The sequence below is a fragment of the Antarctobacter sp. genome (assembly GCF_048262615.1).
GTDB lineage: Bacteria > Pseudomonadota > Alphaproteobacteria > Rhodobacterales > Rhodobacteraceae > Antarctobacter.
The window spans coordinates 144,423-160,434 of the sequence record NZ_JBLXFB010000011.1 but is presented as its reverse complement, the minus strand read 5'-3'; the positions used below and the strand labels follow the sequence as shown (position 1 = coordinate 160,434).

Annotated in this window: 16 protein-coding genes; 11 read left to right on the top strand and 5 right to left on the bottom strand. The window is 65.0% G+C overall.

Annotated features, from left to right (window positions below; translation table 11 throughout):
- The 4 genes from ACN0S5_RS14040 to glp form a co-directional block, all read left to right on the top strand.
- Positions 1–336, top strand: a 336-nt coding sequence (locus ACN0S5_RS14040; protein WP_417209227.1) for a formate dehydrogenase accessory sulfurtransferase FdhD, incomplete at its 5' end; no start/stop codon positions are given.
- Positions 333–962 carry a molybdenum cofactor guanylyltransferase MobA gene (gene mobA / locus ACN0S5_RS14035; protein ID WP_417209225.1) on the top strand — a complete coding sequence of 210 codons (630 nt, stop codon included), beginning with the start codon at positions 333–335 and terminating at the stop codon, positions 960–962. The genes ACN0S5_RS14040 and mobA, both read left to right, overlap by 4 nt.
- Positions 959–1,465, top strand: coding sequence for a molybdopterin-guanine dinucleotide biosynthesis protein B (gene mobB / locus ACN0S5_RS14030; protein ID WP_417209222.1), 507 nt, complete (start codon positions 959–961; stop codon positions 1,463–1,465). The genes mobA and mobB overlap by 4 nt, the downstream gene beginning before the upstream one ends.
- Complete coding sequence (gene glp / locus ACN0S5_RS14025) at positions 1,462–3,570, top strand: gephyrin-like molybdotransferase Glp (protein WP_417209219.1); 2,109 nt, start codon at positions 1,462–1,464, stop codon at positions 3,568–3,570. Before mobB ends, glp begins: the two co-directional genes overlap by 4 nt.
- Before the next feature lie 193 nt (positions 3,571–3,763).
- Here glp and ACN0S5_RS14020 read toward each other — a convergent pair whose 3' ends face one another.
- Both ACN0S5_RS14020 and greA read right to left on the bottom strand, forming a co-directional pair.
- Positions 3,764–4,768: a hypothetical protein gene (locus tag ACN0S5_RS14020; RefSeq protein ID WP_417209218.1), complete on the bottom strand. Its 1,005-nt coding sequence runs from the start codon at positions 4,766–4,768 to the stop codon at positions 3,764–3,766.
- A gap of 10 nt (positions 4,769–4,778) precedes the next feature.
- Positions 4,779–5,249, bottom strand: coding sequence for a transcription elongation factor GreA (greA, locus tag ACN0S5_RS14015; RefSeq protein WP_417209215.1), 471 nt, complete (start codon positions 5,247–5,249; stop codon positions 4,779–4,781).
- Positions 5,250–5,424: 175 nt separating this feature from the next.
- Between greA and ACN0S5_RS14010 the strand changes: the two genes are divergently transcribed.
- From ACN0S5_RS14010 to ACN0S5_RS13995, 4 genes are all read left to right on the top strand, one after another.
- Positions 5,425–6,462, top strand: coding sequence for a hypothetical protein (locus tag ACN0S5_RS14010; RefSeq protein WP_417209214.1), 1,038 nt, complete (start codon positions 5,425–5,427; stop codon positions 6,460–6,462).
- 181 nt (positions 6,463–6,643) lie between these two features.
- Positions 6,644–8,293, top strand: a complete 1,650-nt coding sequence (locus ACN0S5_RS14005; protein WP_417209211.1) for an electron transfer flavoprotein-ubiquinone oxidoreductase — start codon at positions 6,644–6,646, stop codon at positions 8,291–8,293.
- A 140-nt stretch (positions 8,294–8,433) separates the two neighbouring features.
- Entirely contained in the window at positions 8,434–10,158 is a 1,725-nt protein-coding gene (locus ACN0S5_RS14000) for a tetratricopeptide repeat protein (RefSeq protein ID WP_417209208.1), read from the top strand.
- Positions 10,139–10,969, top strand: coding sequence for a 4-(cytidine 5'-diphospho)-2-C-methyl-D-erythritol kinase (locus tag ACN0S5_RS13995; protein WP_417209207.1), 831 nt, complete (start codon positions 10,139–10,141; stop codon positions 10,967–10,969). The genes ACN0S5_RS14000 and ACN0S5_RS13995 overlap by 20 nt, the downstream gene beginning before the upstream one ends.
- 144 nt (positions 10,970–11,113) lie before the next feature.
- Here ACN0S5_RS13995 and ACN0S5_RS13990 read toward each other — a convergent pair whose 3' ends face one another.
- Complete coding sequence (locus tag ACN0S5_RS13990; protein WP_417209204.1) at positions 11,114–12,112, bottom strand: polyprenyl synthetase family protein; 999 nt, start codon at positions 12,110–12,112, stop codon at positions 11,114–11,116.
- A gap of 54 nt (positions 12,113–12,166) precedes the next feature.
- Between ACN0S5_RS13990 and ACN0S5_RS13985 the strand changes: the two genes are divergently transcribed.
- The 3 genes from ACN0S5_RS13985 (at position 12,167) to ACN0S5_RS13975 (ending at position 13,436) form a co-directional block, all read left to right on the top strand.
- Positions 12,167–12,382, top strand: coding sequence for a DUF2007 domain-containing protein (locus ACN0S5_RS13985; RefSeq protein WP_417209243.1), 216 nt, complete (start codon positions 12,167–12,169; stop codon positions 12,380–12,382).
- Complete coding sequence (locus tag ACN0S5_RS13980; RefSeq protein ID WP_417209201.1) at positions 12,372–13,154, top strand: tRNA1(Val) (adenine(37)-N6)-methyltransferase; 783 nt, start codon at positions 12,372–12,374, stop codon at positions 13,152–13,154. The genes ACN0S5_RS13985 and ACN0S5_RS13980 overlap by 11 nt, the downstream gene beginning before the upstream one ends.
- A 105-nt stretch (positions 13,155–13,259) precedes the next feature.
- Positions 13,260–13,436, top strand: a complete 177-nt coding sequence (locus ACN0S5_RS13975) for a YdcH family protein (RefSeq protein ID WP_323769471.1) — start codon at positions 13,260–13,262, stop codon at positions 13,434–13,436.
- 61 nt (positions 13,437–13,497) lie between these two features.
- On the opposite strand, the gene gcvA is transcribed toward ACN0S5_RS13975, so the two are convergent.
- Both gcvA and ACN0S5_RS13965 read right to left on the bottom strand, forming a co-directional pair.
- Positions 13,498–14,439, bottom strand: a complete 942-nt coding sequence (gcvA, locus tag ACN0S5_RS13970) for a transcriptional regulator GcvA (RefSeq protein WP_417209198.1) — start codon at positions 14,437–14,439, stop codon at positions 13,498–13,500.
- Positions 14,440–14,760: 321 nt separating this feature from the next.
- Positions 14,761–15,912, bottom strand: a complete 1,152-nt coding sequence (locus ACN0S5_RS13965) for a CynX/NimT family MFS transporter (protein ID WP_417209195.1) — start codon at positions 15,910–15,912, stop codon at positions 14,761–14,763.
- Positions 15,913–16,012: the final 100 nt, after the last annotated feature.

Here is a 16,012-nt window from a genome sequence, read left to right as displayed (position 1 = left end):
GTGGGCCGCCACAACGCGGTGGACAAGATCGCCGGCTGGATGTTCCGCGAAGGCGTGCCCGCCCATGACAAGATCCTCTACACCACCGGGCGGCTGACCTCGGAAATGGTGATCAAGACGGCGCTCATGGGTATTCCGGTGCTGGCGTCGCGCTCTGGCTTTACCGCTTGGGGCGTCGAGATCGCCCGACAGGTCGGCCTGACCTGCATCGGGCGGATGCGCGGCAAGCGGTTCACCTGCCTGTCCGGCGCGGACCGCCTTGTGCGCGACATCGACCCCGACAGCGTGGTCGAGGAAGACCGCAAACATCGCCGCAAAAGCGCGGCCCCCGAATGAAACAGCCTGTTGGAGTGATCCTCGCGGGCGGTCTGGCCTCACGTATGGGCGGCGGCGACAAGGCGCTGTTGCCGCTGGGCGGTCAGACGCTGCTGACACATGTGATCGACCGGCTGTCGCCGCAGGTGGCGGCGGTCGCGCTGAATGCCAATGGCGATGCGGCGCGCTTTGAGGACTACGACCTGCCGGTTGTCCCCGATTCCATCGCCGACTATCCCGGTCCACTCGCCGGGGTTCTGGCCGGTCTGGACTGGGCAGCAGAGCAGGGGGCCGACACCGTGGTCAGCGTCGCCGCCGACACGCCGTTTTTTCCCTGCGATCTGGTGCCCCGGCTGTTGCTGGCCTCTGAGGGGCAGGCACATCCGCTGGTGCTGGCCGCCACCAAGGGCGACGCCCAGACCCGCAGCAAGTCGCGCTCTGGCCTGATCCGCCATCCCACCTTTGGCCTCTGGCCGGTGGCCTTGCGCGACGACCTGCGCGCCGCGCTACAGGGCGGCCTGAAAAAGGTCGTGCTCTGGACCGAACAGCATGGTGGACGTGAGGCGCTCTTTCCCGCGACTCCGTTCGACCCATTCTTCAACGTGAACACGCCAGAGGATCTGGCACAGGCGGAGGCGCTGATATGAGGCTCTACGGCGTGACGGGCTGGAAAAACGCGGGCAAGACCGGCCTGATGGAACGTCTGGTGACAGAGATCACCACACGCGGCCTGACCGTCAGCACCGTCAAGCACGCGCACCACAGCTTTGACGTCGATCACCCCGGCAAAGACAGCTATCGCCACCGGCAGGCGGGCGCGTCCGAGGTGGTGCTGGCCTCGCGCAATCGGGTGGCGCATATGGTCGAACTGCGCGGCGCAGAGGAACCGACGCTGGACTCGCTGCTGGCGCGGCTGGCCCCGGTCGATTTGGTGCTGGTCGAGGGCTACAAACGCGACCGCCACCCCAAGGTCGAGGCGCACAGGGCCGAGACCGGCAATACGCTGATCGCGCCGGAGGATCCGACCATTCGCGCCGTGGCCTCTGACGTGCCGCTGGACCTCGACCGCCCGGTGTTCGATCTGAACGACACCGTCGCCATCGCCGATTTCATCCTGTCGGAGGTCGGTCTGGCAAAGGCCGCGGAATGAGCCACTTTGACCGCTTTCTCATGGTCGATTGGTCGGGCGGCAATGACGCCGGGGCGCGCCCGCGCAAAGACGCCATCTGGATCGGGGAAAGCGGCCCTCAGGGCGACGCCGCCCCGCTCTACCAGCGCAACCGCACCGTCGCAGAACAGACGCTGACGATACGGATTGAGGCGGCGCTGACGGCGGGGGAACGCCTGTGCATCGGGTTCGACTTTCCCTTTGGCTATCCGACGGGCTTTGCCGCCGCACTGACCGGCCGCGCTGATCCCTTTGCGGTCTGGGGCTGGCTGGCCGCGCGGATCACGGATGCGCCTCGGGAGAATAACCGCTTTGACGTGGCCGCCGGGATCAACCAGCACCTGACACAGGGGCAGGGGCCGTTCTGGGGCAACGGCTTGCGGCGCGACATCGCGGGCCTGCCGCGCACCAAGGCGGGCTATCGCAATCCGTTCCCCGACCGCCGAGAGATCGAAACCCGTGCCAAGGGGGCCTTTACCTGCTGGCAACTGTCCGGCGCGGGTGCGGTCGGATCGCAGGTGCTGATGGGCCTGCCGGTGCTGGAGCGGTTGCGGCACCGCTTCGCGGATCAAGTGGCTGTCTGGCCGTTTGAACCGCTGGACCGCCCCATCGCCTTTGTCGAAATCTGGCCGTCGCTGATCAATGCCACCGTCAGGGCGGCGACCGGTCCCGATGATATTCGCGACGCCGTTCAGGTGCGGTTGGTCGCGCGTGCGCTGGCCGGGCTTGCGCCCGACCGTCTGACCGCCATGTTACAGGTCGACGCCCCGGAAGAGGGCTGGATACTCGGCCACGGCTTTGAACAGGAATTGTTGCAACGTGAGGGCGCCATGTCGCTGAAACCACCGCCCCTGACCAACGATTGTTTCGCGCTGCCGCCGGGGGTCAACTGGACCCCGGTGGATCAGGCGCTGGCGCTGCTCCGCGACCGCCTGCACCCGGTTGTGGCGCGCGAAACCGTGCCGCTGATGCAGGCCTCGGGCCGGGTGCTGGCCGAAGAGCTGAGCGCGCGGCGGGCCAACCCGCCGCTGCCCAATACCGCTGTGGACGGCTATGGCTTTGCCGCCGAAACCATTGCGGGTCAGGATGAAATTGCCTTGCCGCTGGTGGCGGGCCGCGCCGCCGCCGGCCTTGCCTACCCCGGCGAGGTTCCCCCCGGCTATGCCATCCGCATGTTGACAGGCGCCACCCTGCCGCAGGGCGTCGATACGGTTGTGCTGGATGAGGATTGCGCCACCGACGCGGGGCAGGTGGCCTTTCGCGGCCCGGTCAAAGCCGGTGCCAACACCCGCCGCGCAGGCGAGGATGTGACCACAGGCGCGCCGATCCTGCGCCGGGGCCGTGTCCTTACGCCTGCCGATCTCGCGCTGGCCGCCGCCACCGGCCTGTCAGACCTGCCTGTGCACGTGCCCTTGCGGGTCGGCGTGCTGTCCACCGGCGATGAGGTCGTGCCCGCAGGCAGCCCCGCCGCGCCGGGGCAGATCTTTGACGCCAACCGGCCCATGCTGCTCAGCCTGATCGCGCGGTTCGGCCATGTCCCGGTCGATCTGGGCCACGTCCCCGACAACCGCGCCACCCTGCGCGCGCGGCTGGACAGCGCCGATGCCGACGCGATCCTGACCTCGGGCGGGGCCTCGGCGGGGGATGAGGATCACGTCTCGGCCCTGCTGCGCGAAAGCGGCGCGCTGAACGCCTGGCGCATCGCGCTGAAACCGGGCCGCCCGCTGGCGCTGGGCATGTGGCAGGGCAAACCGGTGTTCGGCCTGCCCGGCAATCCGGTCGCGGCCTTTGTCTGCGCGCTGGTCTTTGCCCGCCCCGCCCTGCGCCTGCTGGCCGGGGCCGACTGGTCCGAGCCCACAGGCTTTGACGTTCCCGCCGCCTTTGCCAAAAACAAGAAACCGGGCCGCCGCGAATACCTGCGCGCCCGCATCCGCGAGGGCCGCGCCGAGGTGTTCAGATCCGAAGGCTCAGGCCGCATCTCGGGCCTCAGCTGGGCCGAAGGACTGGTCGACCTGCCCGACGGGGCCGCGACCATCACCCCCGGCACCCCGGTGCGCTACATCCCCTTCGGCAGCTTCGGCCTCTGACGCCCCCCTTCGGCCTGCGGCCTCGGCCTTGGGTATTTGTCACAGAGAAGAAACACAGGGTGCGAAGAAACACAGGGTGCGAAGAAACACTGGGCGCGATAAAACACGGGGCGCGCGCCCTGGTTTCTTCTCTGTAAAAATACCCCAAAAAGAGTTCTGTTCTTGCGCGACCGGCGCGGCGAATCCCCTCGCCCTAGTCGAACGTGCCCGCCACGCGGCCCAGCAGCATGAACGCGCGTGAGGTGCGTGTCATCGCAAAGGCCGAGATATCCTCGTCCGTGGCTCCGGGCTCGAACCCGGCAAAGCTGTTGTCGAATCGGCGCAGGAAGTGGTGCGCCGCGTCGCGGAAAATCGGGTCTTCGCGCATCCGTCCCGCCGCCAGCGCCAGCGAGGACCGGTCGCGGATGCCGCCCAGAGCGGCAATCGCCCGTCCGCGTTCACCCTTGGCAAATGCGCGCCAGGTCTCGGGGCGGGCCATGTCGGGGCGCAGATCGTCCATATAGATGCCGTCCTGACTCATCAGGGTCAGCACGTCCTGCGCCGCCTGAATCAGCTTGGCGGTGCCCCGGTCCTTCAGTGCGCGGCGCAGCGCGGCAAAGCCGGCCTCGTCCTCGGCGGTTTCCGGGAAATGCAGCGCGCGGATATAGTCCTCGTTGGGCAGCGGCGGCTGCAACGCCTCGGCGGGCGTGCCCAGCGACAGCGTCGGCTGGTGGTCGCCATCGGGCCTGTCGGGGGCGGGCAGGGCGCCGGTGGCGCCGCCCGCCTGCCGGATGCCGCCCAGCATGGCCAGCGTGCCTTCAAGGTTCTTCTGCGCGCCGGCGATGTCGTCCAGCCGCTTGACCAGGGCGGGGTGCGGCGGCTGGCCCTTGCCGCTTTGGGCCTGCGCTACATAGGCCTGCCGGATCGCGTCGATGGCCGCTTGCAGCCGGGCGCTTTCCGCGCGCATGACCCGCGCCGCGCGGATCGCCAGCGCCGCCACCCAGATCATCGCCACCGGCATGACAATCACCATGACCGCCAGCAGGAACCGCAGCGCGCCGCTTTCGGCCGTCGGGACATTGAGGAAATACCAGCCCGAGAGGCAGACCCAGACCACGCTCACCACCATGGCGGCGATCTCTGTGCCTGTGACCCCTTCGGCCTCGCCGCGCGCGTAGAGGCCGGGCAGCGTCGGGCGGGCGTCCTTGGGGTCGCTCATTGGGAAAGCCTTACTTGTAGGCGATGCTCAGGATTTCATAGGACTTGGAGCCGCCGGGAGTGTTCACCTCGACGCTGTCGCCTTCTTCCTTGCCGATCAGCGCGCGCGCAATGGGGGACTTGATGTTCAGCAGACCCTTTTCGACGCTGGCCTCGTGCTGGCCGACAATCTGCCAGGTCTTTTCCTCGTCGGTGTCCTCATCCACCAGCGTCACGGTGGCGCCGAACTTGATCGAGCCGGACAGGGTCTTGGGGTCGATCACCTCGGCCAGACCGATGGCGCCTTCAAGCTCCTTGATGCGGCCCTCGATGAATCCCTGCTTTTCGCGCGCCGAGTGGTATTCGGCGTTTTCCTTCAGGTCACCCAGTTCGCGCGCCTCCGCGATCGCCTGAATGATGGCGGGACGCTCAACGGACTTGAGCTGTTTCAATTCGGTCTCAAGCGCGGTGTAACCCGCGCGGGTCATCGGGAACTTGTCCATATTCGGATCGTCTTTGCCTTGTCAGCGGGTGTTTCGGAAGTGTCGTCGCGTGGCTCGTCGATGTAAAGCCAAGCCGCGCGCCAGACCAGCGGGAAATTACCGACAGCCCACGACTTTGACATTCCGGGGACTGCGGGTACTCTGTCGGACACTTGTATAACAACAGGATTTTGTCATGCGTTGCTTTTTTGCATTTGCCGCCGCGTTGGCGCTGACCGGGTTTTCTGCCGGTGCCGTCCACGCCCAGACCATTGAGACCATCAGCGTATCGCCCGATGGCAAGACCGTGCTTGTCGGCGGCTCCAACCGCACCGTCTACACCATCTCCGCCGAGTCGATGGAGGTGACCGGGCGTCGTTACGTGCCGCACCTGGTGCGCCAGATCGTGCACGGGGCCATCGGCGAGTTGGTCTTTTTCCGCGACGATGCGGATGTTCTGACCGCCTACAAGGTCGACGGGATGGTCGAGGCATGGCAGGTGCCCGATGTCGATGACATGGTCTATGACGCGCAGTCGCGGGCGATTGCCGCGCTCGACAAGCATTTCAAGGACGATTCGGTGCGTTTGTTGCAGGCCTCGACGGGCGAGCAACTGGCGCGGGTGGCCATGGGCAAGATCAAGGCGGACCTGATCGCGCTGGAACCGGGGGCGGGCAAGGCGCTGATCCTGACCGGCTATACCAAGACCGACGCAGAGCAGAAACAGGACGAACCCGCCGACCTGACCAAGTTGCAGAAGGCCGATTTCAAGCAAAAGACCGATGGGTACGTCAGCCATGTCGTGTCGGTGGATCTTGTGGCGGGCAGCTTTGAGATGGCAGAGACCGGCTATCGTGTCTCCTACCCCAAGGCGGTGCGTCTGGACGATGGCAAGATGATGGTGCTGCGGACCAATCTGGATTCGATGTTGCTGGGGCCGGATGGCGCGGGCGAACTGATTGATCTGGGTGAGGATTACTTCAACCACGCCGCAATCGACGCAATAGGCAAAAGCTATATCCTGTCCAAAGGCGTCGAGCTGCGCTTTGTGCCGGTCAACGGCGAGGGGGCCGAGGGGCTTTTGAAAGGCGACCGGCTGCGTGGCGGGCCTGCGGAATGGATCACCGCCATGACCGAAGCCCCTGATGGCACGCTCTATTTCGGCACCAATGCCTATCGCCTGCTCAAGGTCGGTCCGACTCGCGGTAAGATCGAGATCATGCCGGTTTTCTGACCGCGCAAGGCGCGCGGGAGGGACGGTGGGCGTCCGGGGGGATTCTTTTCCGGGGGCCTTTTGTTGCGCCGGACAGGTCGGAATCCGTCCCCGCGACGCCGTGTCGTGATTGACCCGTGCTGCACTGCCGCGCTACTCAGTCGCGAAACATTATTTCTTTGCCCCTGTGGGAGGAGCCGGAATGTCCGACGCGCAGCGCGAATCCATGGAATATGATGTCGTCATCGTGGGGGGTGGCCCGGCTGGGCTGTCCGCCGCGATCCGGCTGAAGCAACTCGACGCGGACCTCAATGTTGTCCTGCTGGAAAAAGGCTCTGAGGTGGGCGCGCATATCCTGTCCGGTGCGGTGCTGGACCCCTGCGGTCTGGACGCGCTGATCCCCGACTGGAAAGAGCTGGGCGCGCCGCTCGACACGCCGGTGACCGAAGACAACTTTTACATGCTGGGCGAGGCCGGTCAGCTGCGCATCCCCAACTGGCCGATGCCGCCGCTGATGAACAACCACGGCAACTATATCGTGTCGATGGGCAACGTCTGCCGCTGGATGGCCGAACACGCCGAGGCGCTGGGGGTCGAGATTTTCCCCGGCATGGCTTGTTCGGAACTGGTCTACGGCGACAATGGCGAGGTGCGCGGCGTTGTTGCCGGTGAGTTCGGCAAGAACCCCGACGGCAGCCACGGACCCAGCTATGAGCCGGGCATGGAACTGCTGGGCAAATACGTCTTCCTTGCCGAGGGCGTGCGCGGGTCGCTGTCCAAGGAGGTCATCGCCAAATACGATCTTTCGAAAGACAAGGAACCGCAGAAATTCGGCCTTGGCATGAAAGAGATCTGGGAGATCGACCCGGCCAAGCACAAAGAGGGCTCTGTCACCCACACCATGGGCTGGCCGCTGGGCGGTAACGCGGGGGGTGGCTCGTTCATCTATCACATCGAGAACAATCAGGTTTACGTCGGCTTTGTCGTGCACCTGAACTACGAGAACCCGCACCTGTATCCCTACATGGAGTTCCAGCGCTTCAAACATCACCCGATGGTGGCCGAGCTGCTGAAAGGCGGCAAACGTGTCGCTTACGGTGCCCGCGCGATCAGCGAAGGTGGCTATCAGTCGATGCCCAAGATGGTCGCGCCCGGCGTCGCCCTGCTGGGCTGTTCGGTGGGCATGGTCAACGTCCCGCGCATCAAGGGCAACCACAACGCCATGCTGTCCGGCAAGGCCGCGGCAGAGGCGGCCTTTGCTGCGATCAAGGACGGCCGCGCCTCGGACGAACTGCCCGATTATGAGGCAGAGGTGCGCGAGGGGCCAATCGGCAAGGACCTGCACAAGGTCCGCAACGTCAAGCCGCTGTGGTCGAAATACGGCCTCACCGCCAGCCTTGCCTTGGGCGGCATGGACATGTGGACCAACTCGCTGCTGGGCCTGTCGCTGTTCGGCACCGTCAAACACGGCAAGACCGACGCCGAGGCCACCGGCATCGCGCAGAAATTCGCCCCCATCGACTACCCCAAACCCGATGGCAAGCTCAGCTTTGACCGGCTGACCAACGTGGCCTTCAGCTTTACCAACCATGAGGAAAGCCAGCCCGCGCACCTGCACCTGAAAGACCCGCATGTGCCGACCTCGATCAACCTGCCGAAATACGACGAACCGGCGCAGCGCTACTGCCCGGCGGGCGTGTATGAGGTGGTCGAGGACGAAGGCCAGCCAAAGTTCGTGATCAACTTTCAGAACTGCGTCCACTGCAAGACCTGCGACATCAAGGACCCCAGCCAGAACATCAACTGGACGGTGCCGCAGGGCGGCGACGGGCCGAACTACCCCAACATGTGACCACGACCGCCCGGCGCCCGCGCGCCGGGCACCCTCACAAGGAGGTGATGGCGCGTCGGCATCTGCGTGCTTGTCGTGATTGCCTTGCCTGTTCATGCGTTCTACGTTCTTCTTAAATCGCGATTGAGGAGATCGGCACTTTGACAGCTTGGACACAGACGGTGCGCGCAGGCCTGCTGGCAGCGGCGTTGACCCTGCCGACCCTGGCTTCGGCAAATGGCTTTGCGGGTGACTACCTCGCCGCACGGCAGGCCAGCTTTCTGGGCGACTACAAATCCGCCGCGCATTTCTACAGCAAGGCGCTGGCCCGCGATCCGGGCCGCCCGGAACTGCTGGAACGCGCTGTTCTGTCCAATATCTCGCTGGGCGAGGTCGACCGCGCCTCCACCTACGCCGACCGTCTGGCGCAAGAGGGCTTTGCCAGCCAGATCGCCCAGATGGCGATTGTGGCGCGCGATGCCCACGCCGAGGCCTTCGCCCCGATCCTCAAGGCGATTGAGGACAAGCGCGGGCTGGGGCCGCTGGCCGATGGCCTGATCAAGGCATGGGCGCAACTGGGGCAGGGCGACATGACCAATGCGCTTGTCACCTTCGATCAGGTGGCGGGCATTCAGGGCCTCGGCCCCTTTGCCGCCTATCACAAGGCATTTGCACTGGCCTCGGTCGGCGATTTCGAAAGCGCCGATGACCTGCTGAGCAGCAAGCTGGGCGCCGGCATGGGATCGACCCGCCGGGGCGTCATGGCGCGCGCCGAAATCCTCAGCCAGCTTGACCGCAACGGCGAGGCTATCGACCTGCTGACCAAATCCTTTGGCAGCGACCTTGACCCCGGTCTCGAAGACCTGCGCAACCGCCTGCAAGGCAATGAGACCGTGCCCTTCACCCATGTCACCTCGCCGCGCGATGGCATCGCAGAGGTGTTCTATACCCTCGCCGGGGCGCTGGCGGCGGAGGACAATCAGGACCTCACGCTGCTGTACACGCGGCTGGCCGAATACCTGCGCCCGGACCATATCGACGCGATCCTGCTGTCGGCAGAGGTGCTGACCCAGATCGGCCAGTACGATCTGGCCGTCGAAACCTATGGCCGTGTGCCCGCCGACCATCCCGCCTTTCACGCCGCTGAACTGGGCCGGGCAGAGGCGCTGCGCTCGGACGACCGCATGGCAGAGGCGATTGCCGTCCTCGAAGCGTTGACCGAAACCCATGGCAACATGTCGGTGGTCTACACCACGCTGGGCGATTTCCTGCGTCAGGAAGAACGTTATCCCGAAGCGATCGACGCCTATACCACAGGTCTGGACAAGGTCGCCGAAGTGACCCAGCGCCATTGGTTCCTGTTCTACGCCCGCGCCATTTCCAACGAGCGCGAGGGCCTGTGGGAGGCGGCAGAGGCCGATTTCCGCAAGGCGCTGGAACTGAACCCGGACCAGCCTCAGGTGCTGAACTACCTCGGCTATTCGCTGGTCGAAAAGCAGATCAAGCTGGATGAGGCGCTTTCGATGATCGAACGCGCCGTCGCGGCGCGGCCCAACGCGGGCTACATCGTCGACAGCCTTGGCTGGGTGCTCTACCGGCTGGGCCGCTACGAAGAGGCGGTGCCGCATATGGAACACGCCGCCGAACTGATGCCCATCGACCCGATCGTCAACGATCACCTTGGCGATGTCTACTGGGCCGTCGGGCGGGCGCGTGAGGCGGAATTCATGTGGAAACGCGCGCTGTCCTTCGTCGACTGGGAAGACGCCGCCGAAGAGGCGGACCCGGTGCGGATCAAGCGCAAGATAGAGGTCGGTCTGGACGTGGTTCTGGCCGAAGAAGGCGCACCGCCGTTGCAGGTTGCGGATGACAACGGCGGCGAGTGAGGCTTTCGCTCCTGCCAAGGTCAACCTGACGCTGCATGTCACCGGGCAACGGGCCGATGGCTATCACCTGCTCGACAGTCTGGTGATGTTCGCCGACGTGGGCGACCGCGTGACCGTGGCCCGCGCCGAGCGGATGTCGCTGACCGTCACCGGCCCGATGGCGGCGGGGGTGCCAGAGGATGCGCGCAATCTGTGCTGGCGCGCGGCGCAGGCCTTTGGCGCGCCCGTGGCCATAACCCTCGACAAACACCTGCCCGCAGCGGCGGGGATCGGCGGCGGCTCGTCCGATGCCGCGGCGGTGCTGCGCGCGATGGAACGGCTTTTTGGGCGTCCGTCCGGAGTCGATCCGCTGACACTGGGGGCCGATGTGCCGGTCTGCATGCTGGCGCGCGCGGCCCGCATGGGGGGCATCGGAGAGGCGGTCACGCCGCTGACGATGCCGCCGCTCCGCGCCATTCTGGTCAATCCACGGGTCGAGGTTGCGACCCCGTCGGTGTTCAAGGCGCTGGCCCGGCGCGACAACGCGCCGATGGCCCCGCTGCCGGACACCGGCGCGCAGGCGGGTCAGGTGCTGGACTGGCTGGCGCAGCAACGCAACGATCTGGAACCCCCTGCGGCGGCACTGCGCCCTGAGATCGGGCAGGTCTTGGGCGCGCTGTCCTCGCTGAAGGGGGCGCGGCTGGTGCGCATGTCCGGCTCCGGCGCGACCTGCTTTGCGCTGTTTGAGCCCGACACCCCGACAGAGGCCATGGCCCGCGACCTGCAAGCGGCCATCCCACAGTGGTGGGTGGCCGCGACCGTGCTGTCCTGAACGGGTGCCGTAGGCCGGGCTTAAGCCCGGCTTACCGCCGCCCAACAGGTCCGACCTTTCCTAACGAAAGGTAAAACCGTCTCTGTAAGTCCTTGATTTTTCGTGGCCGCTGGGCTGTCCACGCGTGGACAGCCCGATTTCGGATCAGCTCACCCGGCTCACCACATAGTCATTGAGATCGATCAAAAGGTCCCGCAATTCGCTCTGCGGCAGGCTTTCCATCGCCGCCTTCGCCTTGCCCGCCCAGGCCAGCGCCTCTTGCCGCGTCGCCTCCAGCGCGCCATGCCGATTGAGCAGGGCGATGGCCTGCTCAAGGTCACCCTCGCGCTGGTCGCCCTTCTCGATGACCCGCTTCCAAAAGGCGCGCTCTTCTTCATCGGCAGCCGCAAAGGCCTTGATCAGGGGCAGCGTCAGCTTTCGCTCGCGGAAATCATCGCCCACGTTCTTGCCCGTCGCGTCCGATCCCCAATAATCCAGCAGGTCGTCCACGATCTGAAAGGCGATCCCCAGCGCGTCGCCATAAGCGAACAGCGCCTGAACCTCTTCCTCGGGTCGGCCCGCGATCACGCCGCCCACCTCGGTCGCGGCGGAAAACAGCGCCGCCGTCTTGCCCCGCACCACCTGAAGATAGATCGCCTCTGTGGTCGTCAGATCCTGCGCCGCGGTCAGTTGCAGCACCTCACCCTCGGCGATGGTCGCCGCCGCGTCGCTGAGGATGCGCAGCACCCGCAGGTTGCCCGTCTCGGTCATCAACTGGAACGACCGCGCGAACAGGTAATCGCCGACCAGCACGCTGGATTTATTATCCCACAGCAGGTTCGCCGTGGGCCGCCCGCGCCGCTTCTTGCTCTCGTCCACCACATCGTCATGCAGCAGGGTCGCGGTGTGGATGAACTCCACCGTCGCCGCCAGATGGATGTGGTAGGGGCCTTCGTAGCCGCACATCCGCGCCGTCGCCAAGGTCAGCAGCGGCCGCAGCCGCTTGCCCCCGGCCTCGACCAGATGCGCCGTCACCTCGGGGATGCGCGGCGCGTGTTCCGAGGCCATCCGCTCACGGATCAGCACATTCACCAGATCGAGATCGCCGCCCAGCAGGGCCGCGAGGCGTTCATGCGGTTTCTGCATGCCTTCGTCCAAGCTCATCAAACTCCCGTGCAAGGCTCGACAAATGTGGTGCCTTGTCCTTACATCGCCCTCATGGAAGAGCTCTTGCGCACGAACGACATCACTTTGATCCCGCTGGTCACAACCCTTCTGAACGGGGAGGGTATAGACAGCTTTGAATTGGACGTAAACATGAGCGTTCTCGAAGGGTCCATAGGCATTCTGCCGCGCCGCCTGATGGTGCGCGCCGACCAGATTGACGATGCGCGTCGAATCCTGCGCGAGGCCGGGGTGCGATTTGAGGGATGAGGCCTTTCCCCCGGACGCGTTGACCGAAGACGCGATGCTGGGCGGGCGCGTACGGCTGTTGCAACCTGCCCACGGATACCGTGCGGGCACCGACCCGGTCCTGCTGGCGGCGGCTGTCGCGGCTCTGCCGGGGCAAAGCGTGCTGGAACTGGGTTGTGGTGCCGCGCCCGGCCTGTGCTGTCTGGGCGTGCGGGTGCCCGGCCTGCGCCTGTCCGGGTTGGAATTGCAGCCGGGCTATGCCGATCTGGCCCGGCGTAACCTTGCGCACAACGGTCTGGACGGCATCATCTGGACGGGCGACCTTGGCAGCCCTCCGCCCGAGATGAAACTACAAAGCTTTGATCATGTTTTTGCCAACCCCCCTTATTTCGAGGCGGGTAAGCGTATCGTCGCCGACGGCGGGGATCGCGAGATCGCGCTTGCCGGAGCGACCCCGCTGGCGGAGTGGGTGACTTGCGCGTCCAAGAGGCTGAAGCCGCGTGGCTACGCCACCTTCATTCAGCGAGCCGAACGCCTGCCCGAGCTTTTGTCCGCCATGTCGGGCTGCCTTGGCGCGCTGGAATTGCTGCCTTTACTGCCCAGAGAGGGGCGGCCGCCTCGGTTGATCCTTGTCCGGGGCCGCAAGGAAGGGCGCGCATCGTTTCGCTTTCACGCAGGTCAGGTGATTCACAAGGGCCCGCGTCATGAGGAACCGGGCAGCCGGTACACGGACCGCTTTGAACAGGTCATGATGCAGGGCGCGGCGCTGGAATTTCCGGCAGGCCGTGTCTGAGAACAATCCGAGATATATTTTTGTGAAATCATGCTGCGCTCGCAGCGTGACTTGGATGAAAAACTGTGATGCACTGAAGATCCAACTGTTCAAAAGGAGGATCCCATGAGCTTGAGTTCGCACTTGCAGGAACTGAAGAGGAAGCATGTTGCCCTTTCGGAGGCCGTCGAAAAAGCCCAACGCGCCCCCGGAACTGATGACCTGCACATCGCGGACCTGAAAAAACAGAAATTGAGGATCAAGGAAGAAATCACTCGGCTCGCACCGGAAGCGGTGATGTAACCACGTCATTTCGGGGCTTGTCCTGATGCTGCGGGTTGCCTGACGATCCGTGGGAAAACAATCAGGGCAAGTCCTCGATCGAAACCAGAGTCTTGCCCTCGATACCGGTGGGCAAACGTCTTACCTCAGAAAACAGCCACTCACGGAACGCGGTGATCTGGGGCCGCGCCTCGGTGCCTTTGGCACAGATAAAGCGGAACCGCGCTGCCGTTGTCAGCGCCACCTCATAGGGCGCAACCAACTGTCCTGAGGCAAGATATTGCTGTGCCAGAGAAGTGCGCGACAGCACAACGCCGCTGCCTGCCAGACTGGCATCAAGCGCATGGTCGGCCTGTGAAAACCGCGCCGCCGGGGTGGGCGTATGGTCTATGCCGCTGGCGCGAAACCATTGTGCCCAGCCAGCTGGCGGATCCAGAAAATCATGTGATGCGTCCTGCAAAAGCGGCGCGTCCAGCAGGCTTTCCGGGGTCGGATACCGCGCTGCAAGGTCGGGCCGCATCATCGGCAAGATGCCCTCATCCACCAGATGGGCGCTGACCAGACCCTCGTCCGTGCCATAGCCATACCGGATCGCAACGTCGACTTCGTCGCGGTTGAAATCCATCATGCGCAGCCCGGCCACAAACCGCAGTTCGATCTCGGGGTGGGCATGGGCAAAGCCGTACAGCCGTGGTGCAAGGCATTTGGCGGTAAACGCGGGGCCTGCGGTCACGGTCAGCAGGCGGGTATTCTGAAGCCGCCGGGCGGCCCGCCACGCGGCGGTCAACTGTTCAAACCCCTGTGTGGCACCGGGCGAAAGAATGCGCCCGGCCTCTGTCAGGTCGACGGCGCGGTTCAGGCGGTGGAACAGCGGCGTGCCCAGATGATCCTCAAGGTTCTTGATCTGGAAGGACAGGGCCGCCGGGGTCACGTTCAGCTCTGCCGCGGCCTTGGCAAAGGACAGGTGGCGCGCGGCGGCCTCAAAGGCGCGCAGGGCCGTCAGAGGGGGCAGGCGGTCGCTCATACCAGACAAGTATAACTTAACTGAAGGCTTGGGAAGTCTCGTTTGTTCGCTGTCCGGGCAAGGGTTAGTTTCCGAGGGCGTCAAGCGATGTTTACCTTATGAGGTCCGCCATGTTCGAATCCGCCACCGACACTCGTCACCAAAAAGCCATTCTGGCCGCCCATGCCGCGCGCGGGGCTTTGGTGGCCGATCTTTGGAACGCTGTTTTCGCCCGGCACCGCTGACCGCAGGCCGTCACTCCCTGGCCCGCCGGTTTGTCCGAGCGAGGAAACGCCTCCGAACCGTCTGGCTCCGGGGGCGTTTCTCATTTTGGCGCGGGGGTCAGGCCGGTTCAAGGCGATTGGCGCGCAAAGCGACGGTGCCAAAGGCGGTCAGCGCAAGCAGCAGGATGCCAAAGACAAAGGCCACGCTTGCCGTGCCCGCCATGTCGGACAACAAGCCGGCACAGGCCGGCAGCACGGCCATCCACAAATAGTAAAGGGTAAAGAACACCCCCATCCCGAAAGCGCGGGTTTCAGGCAAGAGCACCCGCGCAGGCAACGCCATGATCGGTCCTGCGGGCAAGCCGCAAAACACGCCCATCAGGATGAACACGGCGAGGCTGGGCGTAAACAGGGCCAGCGCAAAGCTCGCGGCAAACCCCGCCAGACCAACCAGCAACACGGCATCCGGACGGCCTATGCGATCGCCGATCAAGCCGCCTGCCGGGACCGTAAGCACGGCCAGCCAGAGCACCAGTGAACTTGTGCCGCTGGCCTGAACCAGCGCCGCGCCGCGTTCGACCAGCACCGATGGACCGAAGGCGAACACCATCGCCAGCGCGCCGTTGTAAAATCCCCAGACAGTGCCAGCGGTCAAGATGCCTTTCATCGCGGCACCCTGCGGCCAGCCGCCCCGTGAGGGGCCAGCGCCGGTTTCGGGCGGATCGCGGTACACAAACATCATCAGCAGGAGACCGCCAAGGGTCAGCGCCAGCGAAAACAACAGCGCGGCACCCAAGCCGGCCGATCCTGCGATCAGCGGCAGGACCAGCAGGGCCAGTGCGATCCCGGCAGGCCATGAATTGACAAATATCCCCATGGCGGTGGCGGTATTGCGTCCTGCGAACCAGTCGGCCACCATTTTTGTCATGACAACGTTGAGCAGGACGCCTCCGGTTCCCGCCAGCAGCCGCCCGACAATTTGCAGCGTCCAGCCCTGTCCCTGCCACATGATCGCCCCGCCAAGGACCATGATGACCAGCCCGCCAACCACCACGCGCCGGTCGCCAAAGCGCCGCGCAATGCCGCCGCCGGGCAGGGCAAAGATCAGACCGGGCAAAAGGTAGAGTGAGATCAGCACGCCGAGGTCCGCCAGATCTGCACCGTGGCGGTCCATCAATAGCGGGCCGAGTGCCGCGACGACCTGATACTGAAACGCCATGGACAATCGGGCGGTGAACAGGATCGCAAGCGCGGCCCAAGGGGATGACATTGCAAAGTGCCTCCGACATTTCAGCCGAGCCTAGCACATGTCATCGGTTCCGAAACTGAAAAGCGCCCCTAACGGGGCGCTTTCCTCTTCCTGATCGGGG